The following is an 18,628-nucleotide window of genomic DNA, read 5'->3' as shown; positions in this document are numbered from 1 at the left end:
GCCCTCGTGGTCCACGCCCTCGTGGTCCACGCCCTCGTGGTCCACGCCCTCGTGGTCCACGCCCTCGTGGTCCATGCCCTCGTGGTCCACGCCCTCGTGGTCCTGCGCACCCGCGTCGGAGCGTGTGCGGGCGTCCTCGCGGTGGACGTCGTCGTCGAGCAGCGCGGCGGCCGCGGCGTCCAGGGCCGCGTCCGCCCTTTCCGGCGCCACCACGTCGACGCGGGTGCGCGGCCCGGGCAACTGGTCCCACAGCCGGGCGACGGCGTCCTGCACCCCGGGGCCGGGGTGGCCGCACACCGCGAGCACGTCGGCCTCGGCGGGGGAAGCGGCCAGGACCCAGGAGCGCGCGGCGATCGCCCGCTCGAGCGCCACGCGCGCCCGGCGGTGGCCGGGGACCTCCACGAGGAGGACGTGGCAGCGGCGCACCGCCTGCCGGGAGAGGAAGCTCGTCAGACCCACCGCAGCGCCCCCTCGCGCCAGGCCCACAGCACGCCGGCCAGCAGGACGCCGAGGAACACGAACATCTCCACGACGGCGCCGGCGCCCACGTCCGCGACGACGACGGCCCACGGGTACATGAAGAGCATCTCCACGTCGAAGGCCAGGAACACCAGCGTCACGGGGTACCAGCGCACGTGGAAGCGCGAGAGGGCGTGCTCGGTCGGGTCGTGGCCGGACAGGAACGGCAGGTCCTGGACGGGGTCGGGGACCACCGCGGTCACCCGTGCGAGGAGGTGCAGGCCGCCGATCCCTGCGAGGGCGACGAGCAGCATCGACAGCGGGCCCGCGTACGCACCCATGGGTCCTCCTCAGGTTCGCGGTCCTCGCGCTCCGCGCGGGCCGTCCCCTCCTCGGCGGCCACGGACTCCCGGAAACCCGTCCGGGTGTCCGGAGTCCGAGGGTAGGTGCGGGAGGGAGTTCCCCGCACGCCGAGCGCCCGGACCACGGGTGCGTACCCCCGGAGCGCTGCGGATAACGTGGGCGCGTGGACCCCGCCAACGACGGACCCGGACGGCCCCACGCCCACCCCGTGGACCCGGAACGGGTGGCGCGCGCGCGGGAACGCCTGCCCTCGGCGGACGAGACGGCGCAGCTGACCGCGGCCCTGAGCCTCGTCACCGACCCCACGCGCGCCCGGGTGCTGTACGCGCTCGACCTGGTCGAGGAGCTGTGCGTGGGTGACCTCGCCCTCGCGCTGGGGGTCAGCGAGGACGTCGTCGGCTACGCGCTGCGGGTCCTGCGCACGGCCGGCCTGGTGAGCCGCCGCAAGGAGGGCCGGGTCGTGTACTACCGGCTGGCCGACGGCTTCCCCGAACCCCTGCTGGAGCACTGCCTGCGCAAGGTGGTGGACCTCGCCGGCGTCGGCGACGACTGAGCCGGCCGGGGGCGTCCCCCGCCCCGCGGGCGGGACGGGGGACGGCCGCTCACGGGACGGTGTACCCCGCGGCGCGGAACAGCTCGTACCACTCGGCGCGCGTCAGCGGCAGGTCCGAGCCCTGCGCGGCGGCGGCGACCCGCTCGGGGTTCGTCGTGCCCAGCACCACCTGCATGCCCGCGGGGTGGCGGGTGATCCACGCGGTGGCGATCGCCAGCGGCGGCACGCCGTACTGCGCGGCCAGCCGGTTCAGCACCTCGTTGAGCTCCGGGAACTCGGGGTTGTCGAGGAACACCCCGGTGAAGAACCCCGACTGGAACGGCGACCACGCCTGCACGGTGATGTCGTTCAGGCGGCAGTAGTCGAGCAGCCCGGCGTCGCGGGAGACCGACTGGTCCAGCGCCTGCATGTTCGCCGCGACGCCCTGCGCCACCAGGGGTGCGTGGGTGATCGACAGCTGCAGCTGGTTCGCCACGAGCGGCTGGCGCACCGATCGCCTGAGCAGCTCGATCTGCCCGGGCGTGTGGTTCGAGACGCCGAACGCGCGGACCTTGCCGGCCTCGTGCAGCTCGTCGAACGCGCGCGCCACCTCGTCGGGTTCGACGAGGGCGTCGGGGCGGTGCAGCAGCAGCACGTCGACGCGGTCGGTGCGCAGCGCCTCCAGCGAGGCGTTCACCGACTCCACGACGTGCTCGTACGAGAAGTCGAAGTACGGCCCGTCGGGCACGATGCCGCACTTGGTCTGGATCGTGACGGCGTCGCGCTCGGACGGGCTCAGCGGCACGGCCTCGGCCCAGCGGCGCTCGCAGCGGTGCAGCTCGCGGCCGTAGACGTCGGCGTGGTCGATGAACGTGATGCCGGCGTCGCGGGCCGTGGACCACAGGGTCCTGATGTCCTCGTCGCTCATGTCGGCGATGCGCATGAGGCCGAGGACGACGTTCGGCACGTCGAGGCCGCTGGTTCCCAGGGGGACGGTCCTCACGCTCACGCCTCCGACAGCTCGGCGACCTCGTCCGCGCTGAGCGTCAGCTCGGCGGCGCGGGCGGAGTCGGTGGCGGTCCGCGGGCGCGAGGAACCCGGGATGGGCACGACGACCGGTGCGAGGGCGAGTTCCCAGGCGAGGGCGACCTGCTGGACGCTGACGCCGCGGGCGTCGGCGACACGCTGGAACGCCGCGTGCCTGCTGCCGAGCTCACCGGCGTCCTTGATGCCGCCCAGCGGGCTCCACGGCAGGAACGCGATCCCCAGGCGGGCGCAGTGCTCCAGCTCCCCCATGCTGGAGCGGAACGCGGGCGAGAACTGGTTCTGCACCGAGGCCAGGCGACCGCCGAGGACGTCGTTCGCCTCGTCGATCTGCGCGACGCTCGCGTTGGAGATGCCGGCCATCTCGATGACGCCCTCGTCGAGCAGGTCGCGCAGCGCACCGACCGACTCCGCGTAGGGGACCCGCGGGTCGGGGCGGTGGAACTGGTAGAGGCCGATCGCCTCGACGCCGAGGCGCTTCGCGGACGCCCTGGCGGCCTGCGCCAGGTGCTCGGGGCGGCCGTCCTGGTACCAGGTGCCGTCGCCGGGGCGCAGGCTGCCGCCCTTGGTGGCGACCAGGACCTGCGAGGTGTCGCCGCCCCAGCCGGCCAGGGCGCGGGCGACGAGCTCCTCGTTGTGGCCGACCTCGCCGGCGTCGCGGTGGTAGGCGTCGGCGGTGTCGATGAGGGTGGTGCCGGCGTCGAGGGCCGCGTGGACGGTGGCGATCGCCCGTTCCTCGTCGGGGCGACCCTCGATGGACAGGGGCATCGCCCCGAGGCCGACGGCCGAGACGGCGCGGTTGCCGAGCTTTCGTTGCTCCATGCCGCGACGCTAGGGAGCGCACCGGGAGAAGTCCACCGGGGAGTCCCACCGGAGACAGCGGACCTGCGGCGGGCGGTCAGGGCACCGGCGTCCCCAGCTGCACGTCGACGACGGACGCCCGCCCCTCGACGACCTCCACACCGGTGGCGATCGGGGCGTACCCGGTGGCGGTGAGGGTGTAGCGGCCGGTGGCGAGGTCCTCGAAGCAGAACCCGCCGTCCGCGTCGGTGGTCGTGCCCCCCACGACCCCGCCGGCCGCGTCCGTGAGCGTCAGGGCGATCTCCGGCACGGGCAGGCCGTCACCGGTGAGCACGGTGCCGGTCAACCGCGCGCCGGCGGTGAGCAGGACCTCGTGGGTCAGCGCGGCACCGCCGGGCAGCTGGACGTTCTGCGCCACGGGCCGCTGCTCGTCGGCGAGCACGCTGAGGACGTAGTCGCCGCCGGGCAGGTCCAGCAGCCGGTAGAAACCGCCCTCCTCGCTGCGCGTGGTGGCCACGACCTCGCCGCGCACGTCGACGAGGGTCAGCACGGCCCCGCTCACGGGTTGCGCCAGGTCCCCGCGGGATGCGGCCCGCACCCACCCGGTGAGGGAGGCGGTCCCGGCCAGCTGCACGTCGCGCTCGACGGGTGCGTCGGCCACGGCCACCAGGGCGGCGGCGGGCTTGGCGGCGGGGGCCGCGGCGATGAGCAGGTAGGTGCCGCCGACGTCCACGGGCAGGTGGTAGCGGCCGTCCTCACCGGTAGTGGCGCGGGCGACCTCCCGGCCGACCTGGTCGGTGAGCGTCACGGCCGCGCCGGGCAGCGCCCGCCCCCCGGCCCCGGTGAGGGTGCCGCGGACCGCCAGGCCCGTGCCGTCCACCGGCGCTGCCCGCTCGGGGCGCGGACGGGGCACGACCGCGGCGGGTGCCTCCGCGGGCTCCTGCACGGGCTCCTGCGCGGGCGGCTCGGCGCCGCGGGCCCCCTCCTCCGCCAGCGCGGCCTCCAGGCCGCGGCCCTCGGCGTCGACGTCCGGCACGACCCGCTCCATCCAGCGCGGCATCCACCACGCCCTCTCACCGAGCAGGGTCAGGGCCGCCGGCATGATCACCATGCGGACGACGAGGGCGTCGGCGAGCACGCCCACGGTCAGGGCGGTGCCGATGGAACCGATGATCGCGTCCCCGCTGGTGGCGAAGCCGACGAAGACGCCGCTCATGATGAGGGCCGCGGCCACGACGACGGGGGCGGACTGGCGGAACCCGGCCAGCACCGCGCGCTTCGGGCTCTGCCCGTGCGCGTGGGCCTCGTGGATCGCCGAGACGAGGAACATCTGGTAGTCCATCGCCAGGCCGAACAGGATCCCGACGACGAGCACGGGCATGAAGCTCAGCAGCGGCGCCGGCTGGGCGACCTGGAAGACGTCGGCCAGCCACCCCCACTGGTAGATCGCCACGACGGAGCCGAGGGACGCGCCCAGGGAGAGCAGGAACCCGGCGGTGGCCATCAGCGGCACCGCGATCGAGCGGAACAGCATCACCAGCAGCACCAGGGCCAGCACGACGATGACGGCGATGTACACCGGCAGGGCGTCGTTCAGGGCGTCGGTGACGTCGATGTCCAGGGCGGTCTGGCCGGTCACCAGGACGCGGGCGCCGTCGACGTCGCCGGTGGCGTCGCGGATGGCGCGCACCAGGTCGCTGGTGGCCTCGTCGGTCGGGCCGCTGCCGGGGACGACGGTGATGAGCTGGGCGGTGCCGTCGGCGGAGGGCGCCGGCGGCAGGACGGCGACCACGTCGTCCAGGCCCTGGACCTCCTGGGCGACGGTGCCGGCCGCGGCGGCCACGGTCTCGGCGCTCGCGCCGTCCTCGCCGTCGACGACGACGAGCAGGGTCGCCTGCGAGCCCTCGCCGAAGCCCTGCACGAGCAGGTCGTAGGCCTGCCGCGCGGAGCTGGCCGGGTCCTGGTTCTCCGCCGACGGCAGCGCGGTGCGCATGCTCGCCACCGGGATCGCGACGGTGCCCACGGCGACGACCGCGGCCAGCAGGGCGATGACGGGGTGGCGGGTGACGCCGCGGGCCCAGCGGCCCAGCGGGCCGGGGCCGGCGAGCGCCTCCTCGGCCGCGGTCTCGTCGTCGTGGGCGTGGGCGGCGGCGTGGGCGGCGAGGGCGGCCGGGTCCAGGCCCCGCTCCTTCTTCGGCAGCACCTTGCGGCCCATGACGGCCAGCAGGGCGGGCACGGCGGTGAGCGCGATGAGCACGGCGACGGCGACGGTGGCGGCGGCGGCGACGCCCATCTCGGTGAGGAACGGGATGTCGACCACCGCGAGCCCGACGAGGGCGATGACCACGGTGGTGCCGGCGAAGACGACGGCGGTGCCGGCGGTGCCGGTGGCCTTGGCCACGGCCTGCTCGACCGTGGCGCCGCGGCGCAGCTCGCTGCGGGTGCGGGCGAAGACGAACAGGGCGTAGTCGATGCCGACGGCCAGGCCGAGCATCGAGGCCAGCGCCGGGGTGGTGGACGACAGGGAGACGACCTTGCTGAGGGCGGTGATGCCGAGAACGCCGACGCCGACGCCGACGGCGGCGGTCAGCAGGTTCGCCCCGGCCGCCACGAGCGAGCCGTAGGTGAGGACGAGGACGACGAGGGCGACGGCCACGCCGATCGCCTCACTGGTGTGGCCGACCGGCTCGCCGGTGAAGAGCTGGGAGGTGACCTCCACCCGCACCTGGCCGCCGGCGGCGTCCAGGTCGTCGTCGGTGGCGTCCTCGAACGCCTCCGTCGTCGCCTCGCCGACCTCGCCGACGGCGCCGTCGAAGGTGACGGTCGCGGCGGCGATGGTCTGGTCGGCCGAGACGCGCGGGCTCTCGGGGGCCAGCGGGTCGGTCACCGAGACGACGCCGTCGATGCCGCGCAACCGCTCCAGCAGCTCCTGCAGGGCGGGGGCGTTCTCGCCGGTGAGGGTCTGCCCGTCCGGTGCCTGGAGGACGACGGTGGCGGTGGCGGCGTCCGCGCCGGCGCCGGAGAACTCCTCGGAGATCACGTCCAGACCCTCGCTGGCCTGGGTGCCGGGGATGGAGAACCCCGTGTCCTCGGCGGCGGTCCGCTCCAGCCCCACCGCCAGGGCGGCGATCACGGCGAGCAGCAGGGCCCAGACGGACAGCACCAGCCGGCGTCGGCGGGCGCTGAACCGCCCGAGGCGGTGCAGCAGGGTGGCCATGGGGACTCCTCGGCGCGGTGGGCTGGGCGCACGCCGACGCCGGTGGCGGCCTGCTGGATAGCCGATCGGCTAACGGACCGGCGTCCTGAAGGTAACCCCGGACTCCGGGGCCGACAAGTCACCCGTTGGTCGTACGGCTAGGAGCCGGTTGGCCGATCGGCAAGTTCCGGGACGGTGCGACGGGTACGGTGGACGGGTAGGCGACCGCCTCGCGGGGCGGCCCGATGAGCGGGAGGACCATGACGGCAGCGGGTTCCGCGGCGGGCGCCGGCGAGCGCCGGTCGGTCACCGATCCCGCCCGGCTGCACGAGGCCGCGCTGCGGCTGTTCGCGCAGCACGGCACCAGCGGAACGTCCCTGCAGATGATCGCCGACGAGCTGGGCGTCACGAAGGCCGCGCTCTACTACCGCTACAAGACCAAGGACGAGCTGGTGCTCGGGGTGGTCCGCCCCTTCCTCGAGGAGCTGCTGCGGGTGCTGGAGGCCGCGGCGGTGCGGCGGGGGCGGCGCGCGCAGGTGGAGGCGGTCCTGACCGGTCTGGTCGACGTGGTCGTGCGCGGTCGCGGGCTGTACGTCGTCCTGGTCAGCGACCCCACCGTCGCCCACCTGCTGGGCGAGCACCCGCTGCTGCGGCGCGTGGGCGACGAGCTGGTGGCGCTGCTCGCCGGCCCGGACCCCGGGGCCGCCGAGCGCGTCACCGTCAGCCTGTTCCTGACGGGCCTGGTCGGTCCCCTGCACGACCCCGCGTGCGCGGACGTGGACGACGAGGAGCTGCGCCGCACCCTGCTGGCGCTGGGGCACCGCCTGCTGCTGCCGCGCCGGGCGCCGCGCTGCTGAGCCCCAGCTGGCCGCCGGGGTGGCCGCCGGGGTGGCCGCCGGGGTGGCCGCCGGGGTGACCGCTCAGGCGTACAGCGCCTCGGCGTCCGCGGCGAAGACGCGCAGCACCTCGGCGCGGCGCATCTTCAGGCTCGGCGTGAGGCAGTCGTTCTCCACGGTGAAGTCCTCGCCCAGGACGCGGAACCGGCGGATCGACTCGGCGCGGCTGACGGCGGCGTTCGCGTGGTCCACCGCCCCCTGCAGCTCCGCGAGCACGGCCGGGTCCTGCCGGGCCGCCGCCACCGTCAGGCCCGCGCGCCCGTGCAGCTGCCCCCAGGCGTCCAGCGCCTGCGGGTCCAGGGTGAGCAGGCAGCCCACGTAGGCCCGCCCGTCGCCGACGACGACGGCCTGCGAGATCAGCGGATGGGCGCGCAGGCGGTCCTCCAGCACCGCCGGGGCGATGTTCTTGCCGGCGGAGGTGACGATGATCTCCTTGGCGCGACCGGTGATCGTCAGGTTCCCCGCCGCGTCCAGGCTGCCGAGGTCGCCGGTGCGGAACCAGCCGTCGCGGAACGCCTCCGCGGTCTCCTCGGGGCGGTCGAGGTACTCGCGGAAGACGCCGATGCCGCGGCAGAGGATCTCGCCGTCCTCGGCGATCGCCACGTCGGTGCCGGGCAGCGGCGCGCCGACGGTGCCGATGCGCACCTCGCCCGGGCGGGTGACGCACGCCGGGGCCGCCGTCTCGGTCAGGCCCCAGCCCTCGAACACGGTGATCCCGGCGCCGCGGAAGAAGTGCCCCAGGTGCTCCCCCAGCGACGCGCCGCCGGAGACGGCGCGGGTGAGGCGTCCGCCCAGGGTGGTGCGCAGCTTGGAGTACACGAGGCGGTCGAACAGCGCGTGCCGCGCCCGCAGCGCCGGCCCGGGCCCGCCGGTGTCCAGGGAGCGCGAGTACGCCACGGCCGTCGCCTCGGCGCGCGCGAACAGCGCCACGCGCAGCTTGCCGCCGGTGGCGGCCTTGTGCTGGGCGGCGGCGTGCACCTTCTGGAACACGCGCGGGACGGCGAGGACGAACGTGGGGCGGAAGCCCTGCAGGTCGGCGAGCAGTTCGCGGGTGTCGGGAGCGAAACCCATCGGCACCCGGGCCGACAGGCACAGCGTCTCCACGAACCGGGCCAGCACGTGCGCCAGCGGGATGAACAGCAGGGTGCGGGCGCCGGGTTCGTCGAGCATGTCCGGCATGACGGCGTGCGCGTTGCGGGACAGGTCGACGAAGTTGGCGTGGGTGAGCACGCAGCCCTTGGGGCGGCCGGTGGAGCCGGAGGTGTAGACGATCGTGGCGGTGTCCGCCGGGCCGGCGGTGGTGCGGGCGGCCTCCAGGGCGTCGTCGCCGACCGCGCGCCCGGCGGCGGTCAGCTCCTCCAGGCCACCGGTGTCCAGGGTCCACGCGTGCACCAGGGAGGGGACCTCCCCGCGCACGCCCGCCAGGAGCTGCGCGTGCTCGGTGCTCTCCACCACGCAGGCCACCGCGGCGGAGTCGGACAGGATCCACGCCACCTGCTCGGGCGAGGACGTGTCGTACACGGGCACGACGACGGCGCCGGCGAACCAGCAGGCGGCGTCGACGACGGTCCACTCGTAGCGGGTGCGGGACATCAGCCCCACCCGGTCGCCGGGGCGCACGCCGGCCGCGACGAGGCCCTTGGCGACGGCGCGCGCCGTCGCGGCGAACTCCGCGACGCTCACGTCGGCCCAGGAGCCGGTGGCGTCCTTGCGGCTGAAGCAGACCGCGCCCGGGTCCGCGCGCTCCCAGTCGACGACGAGGTCGCTGAGGTTGCCGGAGGTGGCCGGCGGGACCTCGGGGGGGCGGCTGGAGACGACGAGGGGCTGCGCGGTGCGGTCCCCCGGCGCCGGGGCACCGGTGGTCGGCGTGGCGGGGTCGCTCGGCGTCGTCGTCGACACCTCGGCAGACGTCATCGGCTGCTCCTCGGTCCGCACCACCGTTCCCGGGGGTGCCGTGCTGGTCCCCGGATGATGCGCCCGCGCGGTGCGGCGGTCAAGGCGACACCCCTCGGACGGGGGTCGCGGGGCGGGGCGGGTGCGCCCACCCCGCCCCGGGAGGGCTCAGAGCACCGCGGCGAGGTGCTCCAGCGAGCGCAGCGGGTCGCCCCCGGTGGGGATGAGCACGGCGCTGGTGACGCCGGCGGCGAAGAGCTCCCCCAGGCGCGTGCGCGCCTGCTGCGGGGTGCCGGTGACGGCGAGCCGGTGGACCCACTCGTCGGGCAGGCGGCGGGCGAACTCCTCCCGGCTGCCGCAGTCGCGGCGCAGCGCCGCCAGGTCCGCGGCGAACGGCAGCGGCGCCAGGTGCGGGGCCCAGTCGGGCTCGCCGATCCACTCCAGCCCGGGGCGGGCCGCGTCGAGGGCGAGCGCCTCGTCGGGGTGGACGGCGGCGGCGTTGTAGGCGACGACGCGGTGCGGCCCGGTGGCGGCGACCTGCCCGAGCGCGGCGCGCACGTACTCGGGGGTGACCGGTTCGGCCAGGACGGTGCCGTCGGCGACGCGGCCGGCCAGGGCCAGCGAGCGCGGCCCGCGCACCCCCGCCAGCAGCGGCGGGACGTGCTCGGGGGCGGCCGAGGGGTCCAGGCGCACCGCGTCCAGCCGCACCGGGCCGGCGGGGGCGGCGGTGTCGGCGACCTCGCCGCGCAGCAGGCTCGCGAGGGCACCGAACTGCGCCTCCAGCAGTGCGAGCGGGCTGGCGGGCCACTGCCCCACCGAGCGCATCCACGCGGGCATCCCGTGCCCGAGGCCGACGTCGAGGCGCCCGGGGAACAGCTGGGCGAGGGTGGCGACCTCCATCGCGGTGAACGCGACGTTGCGGGCACCGGCCGGCAGGACGCCGATGCCGACGCGCAGGCGGGAGGTGGCGGCGAGGACCGCGGTGGCCTGCGCGATCCCGCCGCGGAAGCCGAGGTCCTCCACGACCCACAGCTCGTCGAACCCGAGCTCGTCGGCGCGGCGCGCGAAGGGCAGCACCTGCGCGGCGGCGAGGTCGCGCGGGAGGAGCACGCCGACGCGGCCCCGTCCGGTGGTGCTCGCCGTCAGCTGGTCCGGGTGGTCGGCGGTGGGGTTCACGGCCCGAGGGTACGGTGGCCGGCGCGCGAGGAGTTGCCCGACGGACGACCGAGGTGGGGACCGCGATGCCCTTCGACGACACCGACGGCCTGCCCAGGGACCTGCAGCGGCCGCGCTCGAAGAACCGCTGGGTCGACCTGGTGCTGGACGCCTTCTTCTCGTTCAGCGGCCCGGCGCAGGTCTCGACGCACGAGGGCCCGCCGCGCGGGCCGCGCACCGACGAGGAGGCGCGCAGCGGGTACGCGCAGTGGGAGCGCGTGACCGTCGACGGGCACACCTACCTCGTCGAGCGGAAGGGCGAGCGGAAGGGCGGTCAGGACCCGGCCTGACCCGCCCCCGCCCGGACCCGCCCGCCGGTCAGTGGCCGCCGCCGAGGTGCCCGGCCAGGCGCTCGTAGCGCTCGGCGCTGGCCTCGTTCAGCCCCACGATCGTGGCGTGCTTGCCCTTGGCGGCGTACTTCGTGGTGATCGCGTCCAGCGCGGCGACGGTGGAGGCGTCCCACACGTGCGCGGCCGACAGGTCGATGACCACCTCGTCCGGGTCCTCGGCGTAGTCGAACTGGTAGACGAGGTCGTTGGAGGAGGCGAAGAACAGCGCACCCTCGACCCGGTAGCGGCGCACGGCCCCGCCCTGCTCCAGGGTCCCCTCCACCTGCACCAGGTGCGCGACCCGCCGGGCGAACAGCAGCGCGGCGACCAGCACGCCCACGACCACGCCGATGGCCAGGTTGTGCGTGGCGACCACCACGGCGACGGTCACGACCATGACGGTGGTCTCGCTCTTGGGCATGCGCCGCAGCGTGTTCAGCCGCACCGAGTGCCAGTCGAACGTGCCGACCGACACCATGATCATCACGGCGACCAGGGCGGCCATCGGGATGATCGCGACGACGTCGCCCAGGCCGACGACGAGGATCAGCAGGAAGAACCCGGCCAGGAACGTCGAGAGCCTCGTGCGGGCGCCGGAGCGCACGTTGATCATCGTCTGGCCGATCATGGCGCAACCGCCCATGCCGCCGAAGAAGCCGGTGATGACGTTGGCCGCGCCCTGGCCCCACGCCTCGCGGGTCTTGTGCGAGCGGGTGTCGGTGATGTCGTCGACGAGCTTGGCCGTCATGAGCGATTCCATCAGCCCCACCAGCGCCACCCCCAGGGCGTAGGGGGCGATGATCCGCAGCGTCTCGTACGTCAGCGGCACGTCCGGGAACAACAGGGTGGGCAGCGTCTCGGGCAGTGCCCCCTGGTCGCCCACGTCCGGCACGAGCAGACCGCTCACCACCACCGCCAGGGTCAGCAGCACGATGGCGACCAGCGGCGCGGGGACCACGGTGGTGGCCCTGGGCAGGAGCACCATGATGGCGATGCCGATCGCCACCATCGGGTAGACGACCCACGGCACGTCGCGCAGGTACGGCAGCTGCGCGGTGAAGATGAGGATGGCCAGGGCGTTGACGAAGCCGACCATGACGCTGCGCGGGATGAACCGCATCAGCCGCGCCACCCCCAGCAGCCCGAGGACCACCTGGAAGACGCCGGCGAGGATGACGGCGGCGATGAGGTGGTCCAGGCCGTGCTCGCGCACCAGGGGTGCGATGACCAGGGCCACCGCGCCGGTGGCCGCGGAGATCATCGCCGGGCGCCCGCCCAGGAAGGCGATGGAGACGGCCATGGTGAAGGAGGCGAACAGCCCCACGCGCGGGTCGACCCCGGCGATGATGGAGAAGGAGATCGCCTCGGGGATCAGCGCGAGGGCGACGACGAGACCGGCCAGGACCTCGGTGCGCAGCACCTTCGGGGAGGCGAGCCACGCCGGCCTGCCCGGCCTCGGGGCGCGCCGCGCGGGGGCGGGCGCGGTCATCTGCTCGGGGTTGGTCAAGGGTGCTTCCGTTCGTGCTCACGGGGCCCGCCGCAGCGCACCCCTGGTGGGCGGGTCTGAGGTCGATCTCCACCGGGGCGCACCGCTGCGCCGGTTCGTCCGTGGGGCCGCACCGGAGCACCGAGGGGCGCGTCGACGGCACGACGATCCTCCCGGAACCGTACCTTCACGCCACGTCAGAGTCCAGGCGCCTCCCCCGGTGCCGGCGCCCGCCCGGCGGGGGCCGGGGCACCCCTCCGTCCTACGCTGAGGGCGTGTCAGGTCAAGAGCACATCCTGGACCCCGACCCGGCCCACCCGCGGAGCGTGAACTTCAGGACGCGCAAGTGGGTGCGACCGGAGGACCTCAACGCCAACGGCACCCTCTTCGGCGGCAGCCTGCTGCGCTGGATCGACGAGGAGGCCGCCATCTACGCGATCCTCCAGCTCGGCAACGGCCGCGTCGTCACCAAGTACATCTCGGAGATCAACTTCGCCTCCTCCGCCCGCCAGGGCGACCTCATCGAGATGGGCCTGCGCGCGGTGCGGTTCGGGCGCACGTCCCTGACGATGCGCGCGGAGGTCCGCAACATGATCACCCGGCAGAGCATCCTGTCGATCGAGGAGATCGTGTTCGTGAACCTCGGCCCGGACGGGCGCCCGGCGCCGCACGGGTACACGACCATCACCTACGACCGCGACCGCATCCCCGACTCCATGCAGGTCGACGGCTGACGAGCGGCGGGTGCCTGGGCCCGCTCACCGGCCGGAGGACCCGGGTGGCCCGGTCGTCGCGCTGACGGTGCACGCGGACCTGCTGCCGCTGCTGCCCGCGCGCGCCCGTCGCGCCGGCCGGCTGCTCGTGCGGCACGAGGAGCACGCCACGGCCGGGCACGTCGTGCAGGCCGCGGGGGTCCCGCTCACCGAGGTCGGTGCGCTCGCGGTGGACGGCTCCCCCGCCTCCCCCGCCGACCGGCTGCCCCCGGGCGCGGAGCTGCACGCCGGGGTCGTCGCGCGGCCGCAACCGGTGCCGGCCGGGGGTTTCCTGCTGGACGTGCACCTGGGCAGCCTGGCCCGCCGGATGCGCCTGCTGGGCCTGGACGCCGCGTGGTCCGCGCACGCCGACGACCCCGACCTGGTGGTGCGGGCGCGCGAGCAGGACCGGGTGCTGCTGACCGCCGACCGCGGCCTGCTGCTGCGCCGGGCCCTGCCGCGCGGTGCGCTGGTGCGCGGCGCCGGGGCGGACGCGCAGCTCGCCGACGTCCTCGACCGGTTCCGCCCGGCCCTGGCTCCGCTGACGCGCTGCACCGCGTGCGGGTCGCCGCTGCGCGCGGTGGCGAAGGAGGAGGTGGCGGCGGAGCTGCCCGCCGGCACCCGGCGCACGTACGACGAGTTCTCCCGGTGCGCGGCGTGCGGACGGGTGTACTAGCGCGGCGCGCACGCCGAGCGCATCGACGACCTGCTGCGGCGGGCGGCCGGGAGCTGACCGACGCGGTGCGGGGCCAGGAGCAGCCGTCCGCCCGCGCACCCGTTCACGGCGCGGGCACCCGGTGCCGGGGGCCGTCGGCCCGCGCCACGCGGCCCGGCCACCAGAAGCGCTCCCCGAGCAGCGAGACGATCGCCGGGACGAGCAGCGTGCGCACGAGCAGGGTGTCCAGCAGCACGCCGATGCAGACGACGACGCCGATCTGGGTCAGCGTGATGAGCGGCAGCACCCCCAGGACGGTGAACACCGCGGCCAGCAGGACGCCCGCGCTGGTGATGACGCCACCGGTGACGGCGACCGCCGTGCGGATGCCGTCGCGGGTGCCGGCGGTCAGCGCCTCCTCCCGCGCCCGGGTGACGAGGAAGATGTTGTAGTCCACCCCCAGGGCCACCAGGAACAGCAGCGAGAACAGCGGCACCCCGGTGTCCAGGGCGGGGAAGCCGAAGACGTTCTCGAACAGCAGGTTCCCGGCGCCGAGCGCCGCCGCGTAGGTGGCCAGCACCGTCACCACGAGCAGGACGGGCCCCAGGAGCGCGCGCAGCAGGACGACCAGCACCGCCAGGACCACGGCGACGACGAGGGGGCCGACCACGAGCAGGTCGCGCTGGGCGGCGGCGCGCTCGTCGGCGGCCTCGGCCTCGGTGCCGCCGACGAGGGCGTCGGCACCGGGCACCGCGCCCACCGCCTCGCGCAGCCGCTCGACGGTCGCGCGGGAGGCGGCTGAGCCGGGTTCCGCCTCGATGGCGGCGTCGATGCGCACGAGGTCGCCGGCGGTGGCGACGACCTGCGCGGAGGCCGCGCCGGGGACCGCGGAGGCGGCGGCGAGCACCCGCCCGGCCGCGCCCGCGGCGGCGACGACCTGCGCCGGCTCGGTGCCCTGCGCCGGGTAGTGCACCTGGAGCGTCTCGGCGCCCTCCACGGCCTCGGCCGAGGTGCGGAACTGCTCGGTGCGCGACAGGCCCTGCTGCACCCCGACCAGGCCGGCGGCCAGCGCGGCCAGCAGCAGCACCGACAGCCCCACGACGGGCCACGGGCGGCGCACGACGCGGTCGGCGATCCGGGCCCAGCCGCCGGTGCGGGAGGTGTCCTGCGAGCCCACCCGCGGCACGAACGGCCAGAACAGCCCGCGCCCGCAGACCACGAGCGCGGCGGGCAGCACGAGCAGGCCGAACACCCCGGCCACGACGATGCCGACGGCCACGTCGATGCCCAGGGAGCGGTTGGAGGGCAGGACCGCCGCGAGCAGCGTGAGCACCGCGAGGACGACGGTGCAGGCGCTGGCCAGGATCGCCGGGCCGGCACCGGCCAGGGCGCGGCGCATGGCCAGGCGCCGGTCGGGGGTGCGGCGCAGCTCCTCGCGGTAGCGGGCGATGAGCAGCAGCGCGTAGTTGGTGCCGGCGCCGAAGACCAGGACGCTGGTGATGCCGGTGCTGGAGGGGTCGGCCGGGGTGCCCCCGACGCGGTCCACGACCGTCAGCAGGCCGGCGGCCGTCTGGTCGCCGATGCCCACCACGGCCAGCGGCACCAGCCACAGCACGGGGCTGCGGTAGGTCACCAGCAGCAGCAGGGCGACGACGCCGGCGGTGACGAGCAGCAGGCGGGTGTTGGCGCCGGAGAAGGAGTCGGCGATGTCCACGCCGAAGGCCGGACCACCGGTGACCTGGGCGCGCAGGCCCTCGGGAAGGTCCGCGCGGGAGGCGGCACGCACGTCGCCCACGGCCTGCGCGGTCTCCTCGTCGCTGGTGCCGGCCGGCAGCGGCACGACGGCGAGCAGGGCCCGACCGTCCTCGGAGGGGATCGGCCCGGAGGCCTGCCCGCCGACGGCGAGGGGGTTCAGCCGCTGCACCGCGGCGGCCGCGGCGCCGGTGTCGGCGCCGGTGAGCGCCCCGCCGTCCTCGCGGGTCCACACCACCAGCGCGGGGGCGCTCTCCTCCCCCGGGAACTCCTCCAGCAGCTGCGCCACCCGGGCGGACTCGGCGGAGTCGGGCAGGCGCGTGCCGCCGGCCTGGGAGGGCGGCGCCTCGCCCTTGCCGACGGCCACGGCACCGGCCGCCAGCAAGGCGGCCAGCAGGACGAGCCAGGCGGTGACGCGGCCGGTGACGACGCGCCCGACGGTTCGGGCGACGAGGGACTGCTCGGGCACAAAACACCTCATCGGCAGAAAGGTTCAGTGACTGAGATGTCTAGCAGCCGTGAGGTAGGCTGGCAAACCGATGAGCAGCACCACGCCCGAACCCGCCGCCGCCCGCATGTACCGGCGGCGCGAGACCCCGCGCGAGCGCCTGCAGGCCGAGGTGCTCGACCTGGTGCGCGACCTGGGCGTCCAGGGGCAGCGCGTCGCGGACGACTTCGCCGGCAGCCGCGGGCTGCACCCCACCGACATGCGCGCCCTGCTGCACGTCATGCGCCGCGAGGGCGAGGGCGACCCCATGACCACCGGCGAGCTCGCCACCGCCCTCGGCCTCACCTCCGGCGCGGCCACCGGCGTCGTGGACCGCCTGGAGCGCGCCGGGCACCTGCGCCGCGAGCGCGACACCGCCGACCGCCGCAAGGTGCACCTGCGCTTCGGCGAGCACGGCGCCGCCGTCGCCGTGGAGTTCTTCGGGCCCCTCGGCCGGCGCAGCGACGAGCTGATGGCCCGCTACGACGACGCCGAGCTGGACGTGGTCCGCCGGTTCCTCGGCGACATGACCGCGGCGCTGGAGGCGCACCGCCCCGGTGCGGGCTGACCGGTCCCCCGGCCGCGCACCGGGCGGGAGCGGGGGCCGGGCGCGTCAGCCCGCGGCCGACGCCAGGCCGTCCTCGCGCCGGTGCGCGCGGGCGCGCTCGGGGTCCGGCACCACGAGCACGGGCACCTGCGCCCGCTGCAGCACCGCGTGGCTCGTCGAACCCAGCAGCGCGCGCAGGAACGCCCCGTGCCCGCGCGAGCCGACGACGAGCAGGCGCGCTCCGCGGGCGGCGTCGAGCAGGGCGTCCGAGGCGAAGGCGTCAGCCACGACGACCTGCTCCACCGGCACCGGGTGACGGGCACCGACCTCCCCGACCGCCGCGCGCACGACCTCGCGGGCCCGCTGCACGGCGTCCCGGCGCAGCTGCTCGCACAGGCCCGGCTCGAGGGCGAGGGACGGGTCCAGCTGCAGGTGCACGGCGTGCACGACGCGCAGCTCCTCCCCCAGCGCCTCCGCCTCGGCGGCGGCCACCTCCAGCGCGGCGGCGGCCTCGACCGAGCCGTCGAAGCCGACGACGACGCCCCGGGCGCCGGCGGGCGCCTCCTCGGCGACCACGGCCGTCGGGCAGGGGGCGTGCGCGGCCAGGAACAGGCTCGTCGAGCCCAGCCGCAGACCGGGTACGGACCACCGGCGGGCGTGCTGCCGGCGCGATCCGCTCACCACCACCGCCGCGCCCTCGGCCGCGCGCAGCAGCACCGGGCGGGGCCCACCGCGCTCGACGGCCGCCGCGACGTCGACGTCCGGCGCCTCCGCGCGCACGAGCGCGGCCGCGTCCTCCAGGACCGCGCGGGCCGCCGCCTCGAGGTCCTCCAGGATCCCCGCGACCACCCACGCCGTCGCCGCGTCCGCGGCCACCGGGTACGGCACCGCCCGCACGAGGTGCAGCGCCGCACCCCGCCGCCGCGCCTCCGCGGCCGCCCACCGCAGGGCCGCCGCAGCGGTCCCGACCTCCTCGACCCCCACCACGACCCTGCCGCCCGAGCTGCTCACCGCTGCGCCTCCGTCCCGATCGGGAACCACCGGACCCCCGGCTGCCACCAGCCTCCTCCCGGTGCGGCCCCGGGGACAGGGACCGAGGTCGGGGCCCCCGTCCCCGGGGGCCGGGGCGGGCGGCGCTCGGCTCAGGCCGTGCCGGCCAGCTCCGCCGCCGGCGCGCGGCGCACGTCGACCACCCGCGGCGGCACCGGCACGACGACGACGGGCACGTGCGCGCGGTGCAGCACCGACCGCTCGGTCGAGCCGCGCAGCGTCACCGCGAACGTGGTGCGCTCGTGGGCACCGACGACGAGCAGCCGGGCGCGGCGCGACCTCTCCACCAGCACGTCCGAGGCGAAGGAGTCCGTCACCACGACGACCTCCACCTCGACGTCGTGCCGGCGCCGGACCACCTCGGCGGCCCGCTCGACGGCGGCGCGCACGCGCGCACGGGCCCGACGCCGGGCCGCCCGGTGCGCCTCGGGATCCGTCACGGCCAGGTGTCCGCCCGGCAGGTGGGTGGTGTGGACCACGCGCAGCGGCTCGCCGCGCAGGGCCGCCTCGGCGGCGGCGACCTCGAGGGCCGCGGTGGCCGCCGGGGAGACGTCGAAGCCGACGACGACACCGCGGGCCCCGGCAGGCGCGTCCTCGCCGACCACGACGACCGGGCACGGGGCGTGCTCGGCGAGGAAGACGGCGGTGCGTCCCGGACCGGTCACGACGGCGGCCGCGTCCGCGGCCACCCGCAGCAGGACCTCGCGCGCCGTGCCGCGCACCGCGCTGGAACGCACCGGCTGGCCGGGGGACGCGGCGCGCACCTGCTCGGCGGCCCGGCGCAGCGCGACGTCCGGTTCCCGCGGGTGACCGGGCGGATCGGCCGGCAGCGGTGCTGCGGGGGCGTGCACCCCCAGGACCTGCGGCACCGCGTACGGCACCTCGTGCGGGACGGCGTGCACCAGGTGCACCTGCGCGCCCCGGACGGCGGCCTCGTCGACCGCCCAGCGCACCGCCGCCCCGGAGGCACCCTCCTCGGCGACCCCCACGACGATCGTGCTGTTGGCGTCTGGACTGCTCACGTCTCCCCCTCGGCGGCGGCCGCCGACGCCCTCGCGCGGCCCTGCCGGCCGCGACGGCGAGGCCCCGGCACCTCCATGGTGCGCCGCGGCGGCGCGGAGCGGTAGTCGGAGCGGGTCGCGGCACGTGGGGAAGGGGCCGGCCCCGGCGC

Annotated in this window: 16 protein-coding genes and 1 pseudogene; 6 read left to right on the top strand and 11 right to left on the bottom strand. The window is 76.1% G+C overall.

Annotation, left to right across the window (positions count from 1 at the left end; all coding sequences use genetic code 11):
- Together MN205_RS02070 and MN205_RS02065 are read right to left on the bottom strand one after the other, a co-directional pair.
- Positions 1–459: pseudogene (locus MN205_RS02070) on the bottom strand (hypothetical protein); the annotation flags it as partial.
- Positions 450–800 (bottom strand): NADH-quinone oxidoreductase subunit A, encoded by a 351-nt coding sequence (locus MN205_RS02065; RefSeq protein ID WP_242123846.1) that lies wholly within the window; start codon positions 798–800, stop codon positions 450–452. The pseudogene MN205_RS02070 and the gene MN205_RS02065, both read right to left, overlap by 10 nt.
- A 185-nt stretch (positions 801–985) precedes the next feature.
- Here MN205_RS02065 and MN205_RS02060 point away from each other — a divergent pair, with 185 nt between their 5' ends.
- Complete coding sequence (locus MN205_RS02060) at positions 986–1,375, top strand: helix-turn-helix transcriptional regulator (protein ID WP_242123844.1); 390 nt, start codon at positions 986–988, stop codon at positions 1,373–1,375.
- A gap of 49 nt (positions 1,376–1,424) precedes the next feature.
- On the opposite strand, the gene MN205_RS02055 is transcribed toward MN205_RS02060, so the two are convergent.
- The 3 genes from MN205_RS02055 to MN205_RS02045 form a co-directional block, all read right to left on the bottom strand.
- Positions 1,425–2,357 (bottom strand): aldo/keto reductase family oxidoreductase, encoded by a 933-nt coding sequence (locus tag MN205_RS02055; protein WP_242123841.1) that lies wholly within the window; start codon positions 2,355–2,357, stop codon positions 1,425–1,427.
- Between the two features lie 2 nt (positions 2,358–2,359).
- Complete coding sequence (locus MN205_RS02050) at positions 2,360–3,220, bottom strand: aldo/keto reductase (RefSeq protein WP_242123840.1); 861 nt, start codon at positions 3,218–3,220, stop codon at positions 2,360–2,362.
- Positions 3,221–3,296: 76 nt separating this feature from the next.
- A complete protein-coding gene (locus MN205_RS02045) occupies positions 3,297–6,416 on the bottom strand; it encodes an MMPL family transporter (protein ID WP_242123838.1) in 3,120 nt (1,039 codons plus the stop codon).
- A 224-nt stretch (positions 6,417–6,640) separates the two neighbouring features.
- Between MN205_RS02045 and MN205_RS02040 the strand changes: the two genes are divergently transcribed.
- Complete coding sequence (locus tag MN205_RS02040) at positions 6,641–7,252, top strand: TetR/AcrR family transcriptional regulator (RefSeq protein ID WP_242123836.1); 612 nt, start codon at positions 6,641–6,643, stop codon at positions 7,250–7,252.
- A 63-nt stretch (positions 7,253–7,315) separates the two neighbouring features.
- Here the strand turns inward: MN205_RS02040 and MN205_RS02035 are convergent, their stop codons facing one another.
- Together MN205_RS02035 and MN205_RS02030 are read right to left on the bottom strand one after the other, a co-directional pair.
- A complete protein-coding gene (locus tag MN205_RS02035; RefSeq protein ID WP_242123834.1) occupies positions 7,316–9,205 on the bottom strand; it encodes a long-chain fatty acid--CoA ligase in 1,890 nt (629 codons plus the stop codon).
- 147 nt (positions 9,206–9,352) lie between these two features.
- The gene (locus tag MN205_RS02030; RefSeq protein WP_242123831.1) at positions 9,353–10,360 is read right to left on the bottom strand and encodes an LLM class flavin-dependent oxidoreductase; all 1,008 of its coding nucleotides are present in this window, start codon (positions 10,358–10,360) and stop codon (positions 9,353–9,355) included.
- Between the two features lie 65 nt (positions 10,361–10,425).
- On the opposite strand from MN205_RS02030, the gene MN205_RS02025 reads away from it, so the two are divergent.
- A complete protein-coding gene (locus MN205_RS02025) occupies positions 10,426–10,689 on the top strand; it encodes a hypothetical protein (RefSeq protein ID WP_242123829.1) in 264 nt (87 codons plus the stop codon).
- 28 nt (positions 10,690–10,717) lie between these two features.
- On the opposite strand, the gene MN205_RS02020 is transcribed toward MN205_RS02025, so the two are convergent.
- Positions 10,718–12,217, bottom strand: a complete 1,500-nt coding sequence (locus tag MN205_RS02020; protein WP_374115809.1) for a SulP family inorganic anion transporter — start codon at positions 12,215–12,217, stop codon at positions 10,718–10,720.
- A gap of 323 nt (positions 12,218–12,540) precedes the next feature.
- Here MN205_RS02020 and MN205_RS02015 point away from each other — a divergent pair, with 323 nt between their 5' ends.
- Complete coding sequence (locus MN205_RS02015) at positions 12,541–12,948, top strand: hotdog domain-containing protein (RefSeq protein ID WP_242123826.1); 408 nt, start codon at positions 12,541–12,543, stop codon at positions 12,946–12,948.
- Positions 12,949–12,958: 10 nt separating this feature from the next.
- Complete coding sequence (locus tag MN205_RS02010) at positions 12,959–13,642, top strand: Mut7-C ubiquitin/RNAse domain-containing protein (RefSeq protein ID WP_242123824.1); 684 nt, start codon at positions 12,959–12,961, stop codon at positions 13,640–13,642.
- 103 nt (positions 13,643–13,745) lie between these two features.
- Here MN205_RS02010 and MN205_RS02005 read toward each other — a convergent pair whose 3' ends face one another.
- Positions 13,746–15,842 carry an MMPL family transporter gene (locus MN205_RS02005; RefSeq protein ID WP_242123822.1) on the bottom strand — a complete coding sequence of 699 codons (2,097 nt, stop codon included), beginning with the start codon at positions 15,840–15,842 and terminating at the stop codon, positions 13,746–13,748.
- Between the two features lie 70 nt (positions 15,843–15,912).
- Between MN205_RS02005 and MN205_RS02000 the strand changes: the two genes are divergently transcribed.
- Complete coding sequence (locus MN205_RS02000) at positions 15,913–16,428, top strand: MarR family winged helix-turn-helix transcriptional regulator (protein ID WP_242123821.1); 516 nt, start codon at positions 15,913–15,915, stop codon at positions 16,426–16,428.
- A 45-nt stretch (positions 16,429–16,473) separates the two neighbouring features.
- Here MN205_RS02000 and MN205_RS01995 read toward each other — a convergent pair whose 3' ends face one another.
- Together MN205_RS01995 and MN205_RS01990 are read right to left on the bottom strand one after the other, a co-directional pair.
- Positions 16,474–17,418, bottom strand: coding sequence for a universal stress protein (locus MN205_RS01995; RefSeq protein WP_242123820.1), 945 nt, complete (start codon positions 17,416–17,418; stop codon positions 16,474–16,476).
- A gap of 131 nt (positions 17,419–17,549) precedes the next feature.
- Positions 17,550–18,479, bottom strand: a complete 930-nt coding sequence (locus MN205_RS01990) for a universal stress protein (protein ID WP_242123819.1) — start codon at positions 18,477–18,479, stop codon at positions 17,550–17,552.
- Positions 18,480–18,628 lie beyond the last annotated feature (149 nt).

Source organism: Kineococcus sp. TRM81007 (genome assembly GCF_022669155.1).
Lineage (GTDB): Bacteria > Actinomycetota > Actinomycetes > Actinomycetales > Kineococcaceae > Kineococcus.
Note: the sequence above shows the minus strand (reverse complement) of the source record. Positions and strands in the feature narration are given on the sequence as shown.

Coding starts and splice junctions, on each gene's coding strand:
- MN205_RS02065 (WP_242123846.1), bottom strand. CDS start 800: ATGGGTGCGTACGCGGGCCCGCTGTCGATGCTGCTCGTCGCCCTCGCA.
- MN205_RS02050 (WP_242123840.1), bottom strand. CDS start 3,220: ATGGAGCAACGAAAGCTCGGCAACCGCGCCGTCTCGGCCGTCGGCCTC.
- MN205_RS02045 (WP_242123838.1), bottom strand. CDS start 6,416: ATGGCCACCCTGCTGCACCGCCTCGGGCGGTTCAGCGCCCGCCGACGC.
- MN205_RS02040 (WP_242123836.1), top strand. CDS start 6,641: ATGAGCGGGAGGACCATGACGGCAGCGGGTTCCGCGGCGGGCGCCGGC.
- MN205_RS02035 (WP_242123834.1), bottom strand. CDS start 9,205: ATGACGTCTGCCGAGGTGTCGACGACGACGCCGAGCGACCCCGCCACG.
- MN205_RS02025 (WP_242123829.1), top strand. CDS start 10,426: ATGCCCTTCGACGACACCGACGGCCTGCCCAGGGACCTGCAGCGGCCG.
- MN205_RS02020 (WP_374115809.1), bottom strand. CDS start 12,217: ATGACCGCGCCCGCCCCCGCGCGGCGCGCCCCGAGGCCGGGCAGGCCG.
- MN205_RS02000 (WP_242123821.1), top strand. CDS start 15,913: ATGAGCAGCACCACGCCCGAACCCGCCGCCGCCCGCATGTACCGGCGG.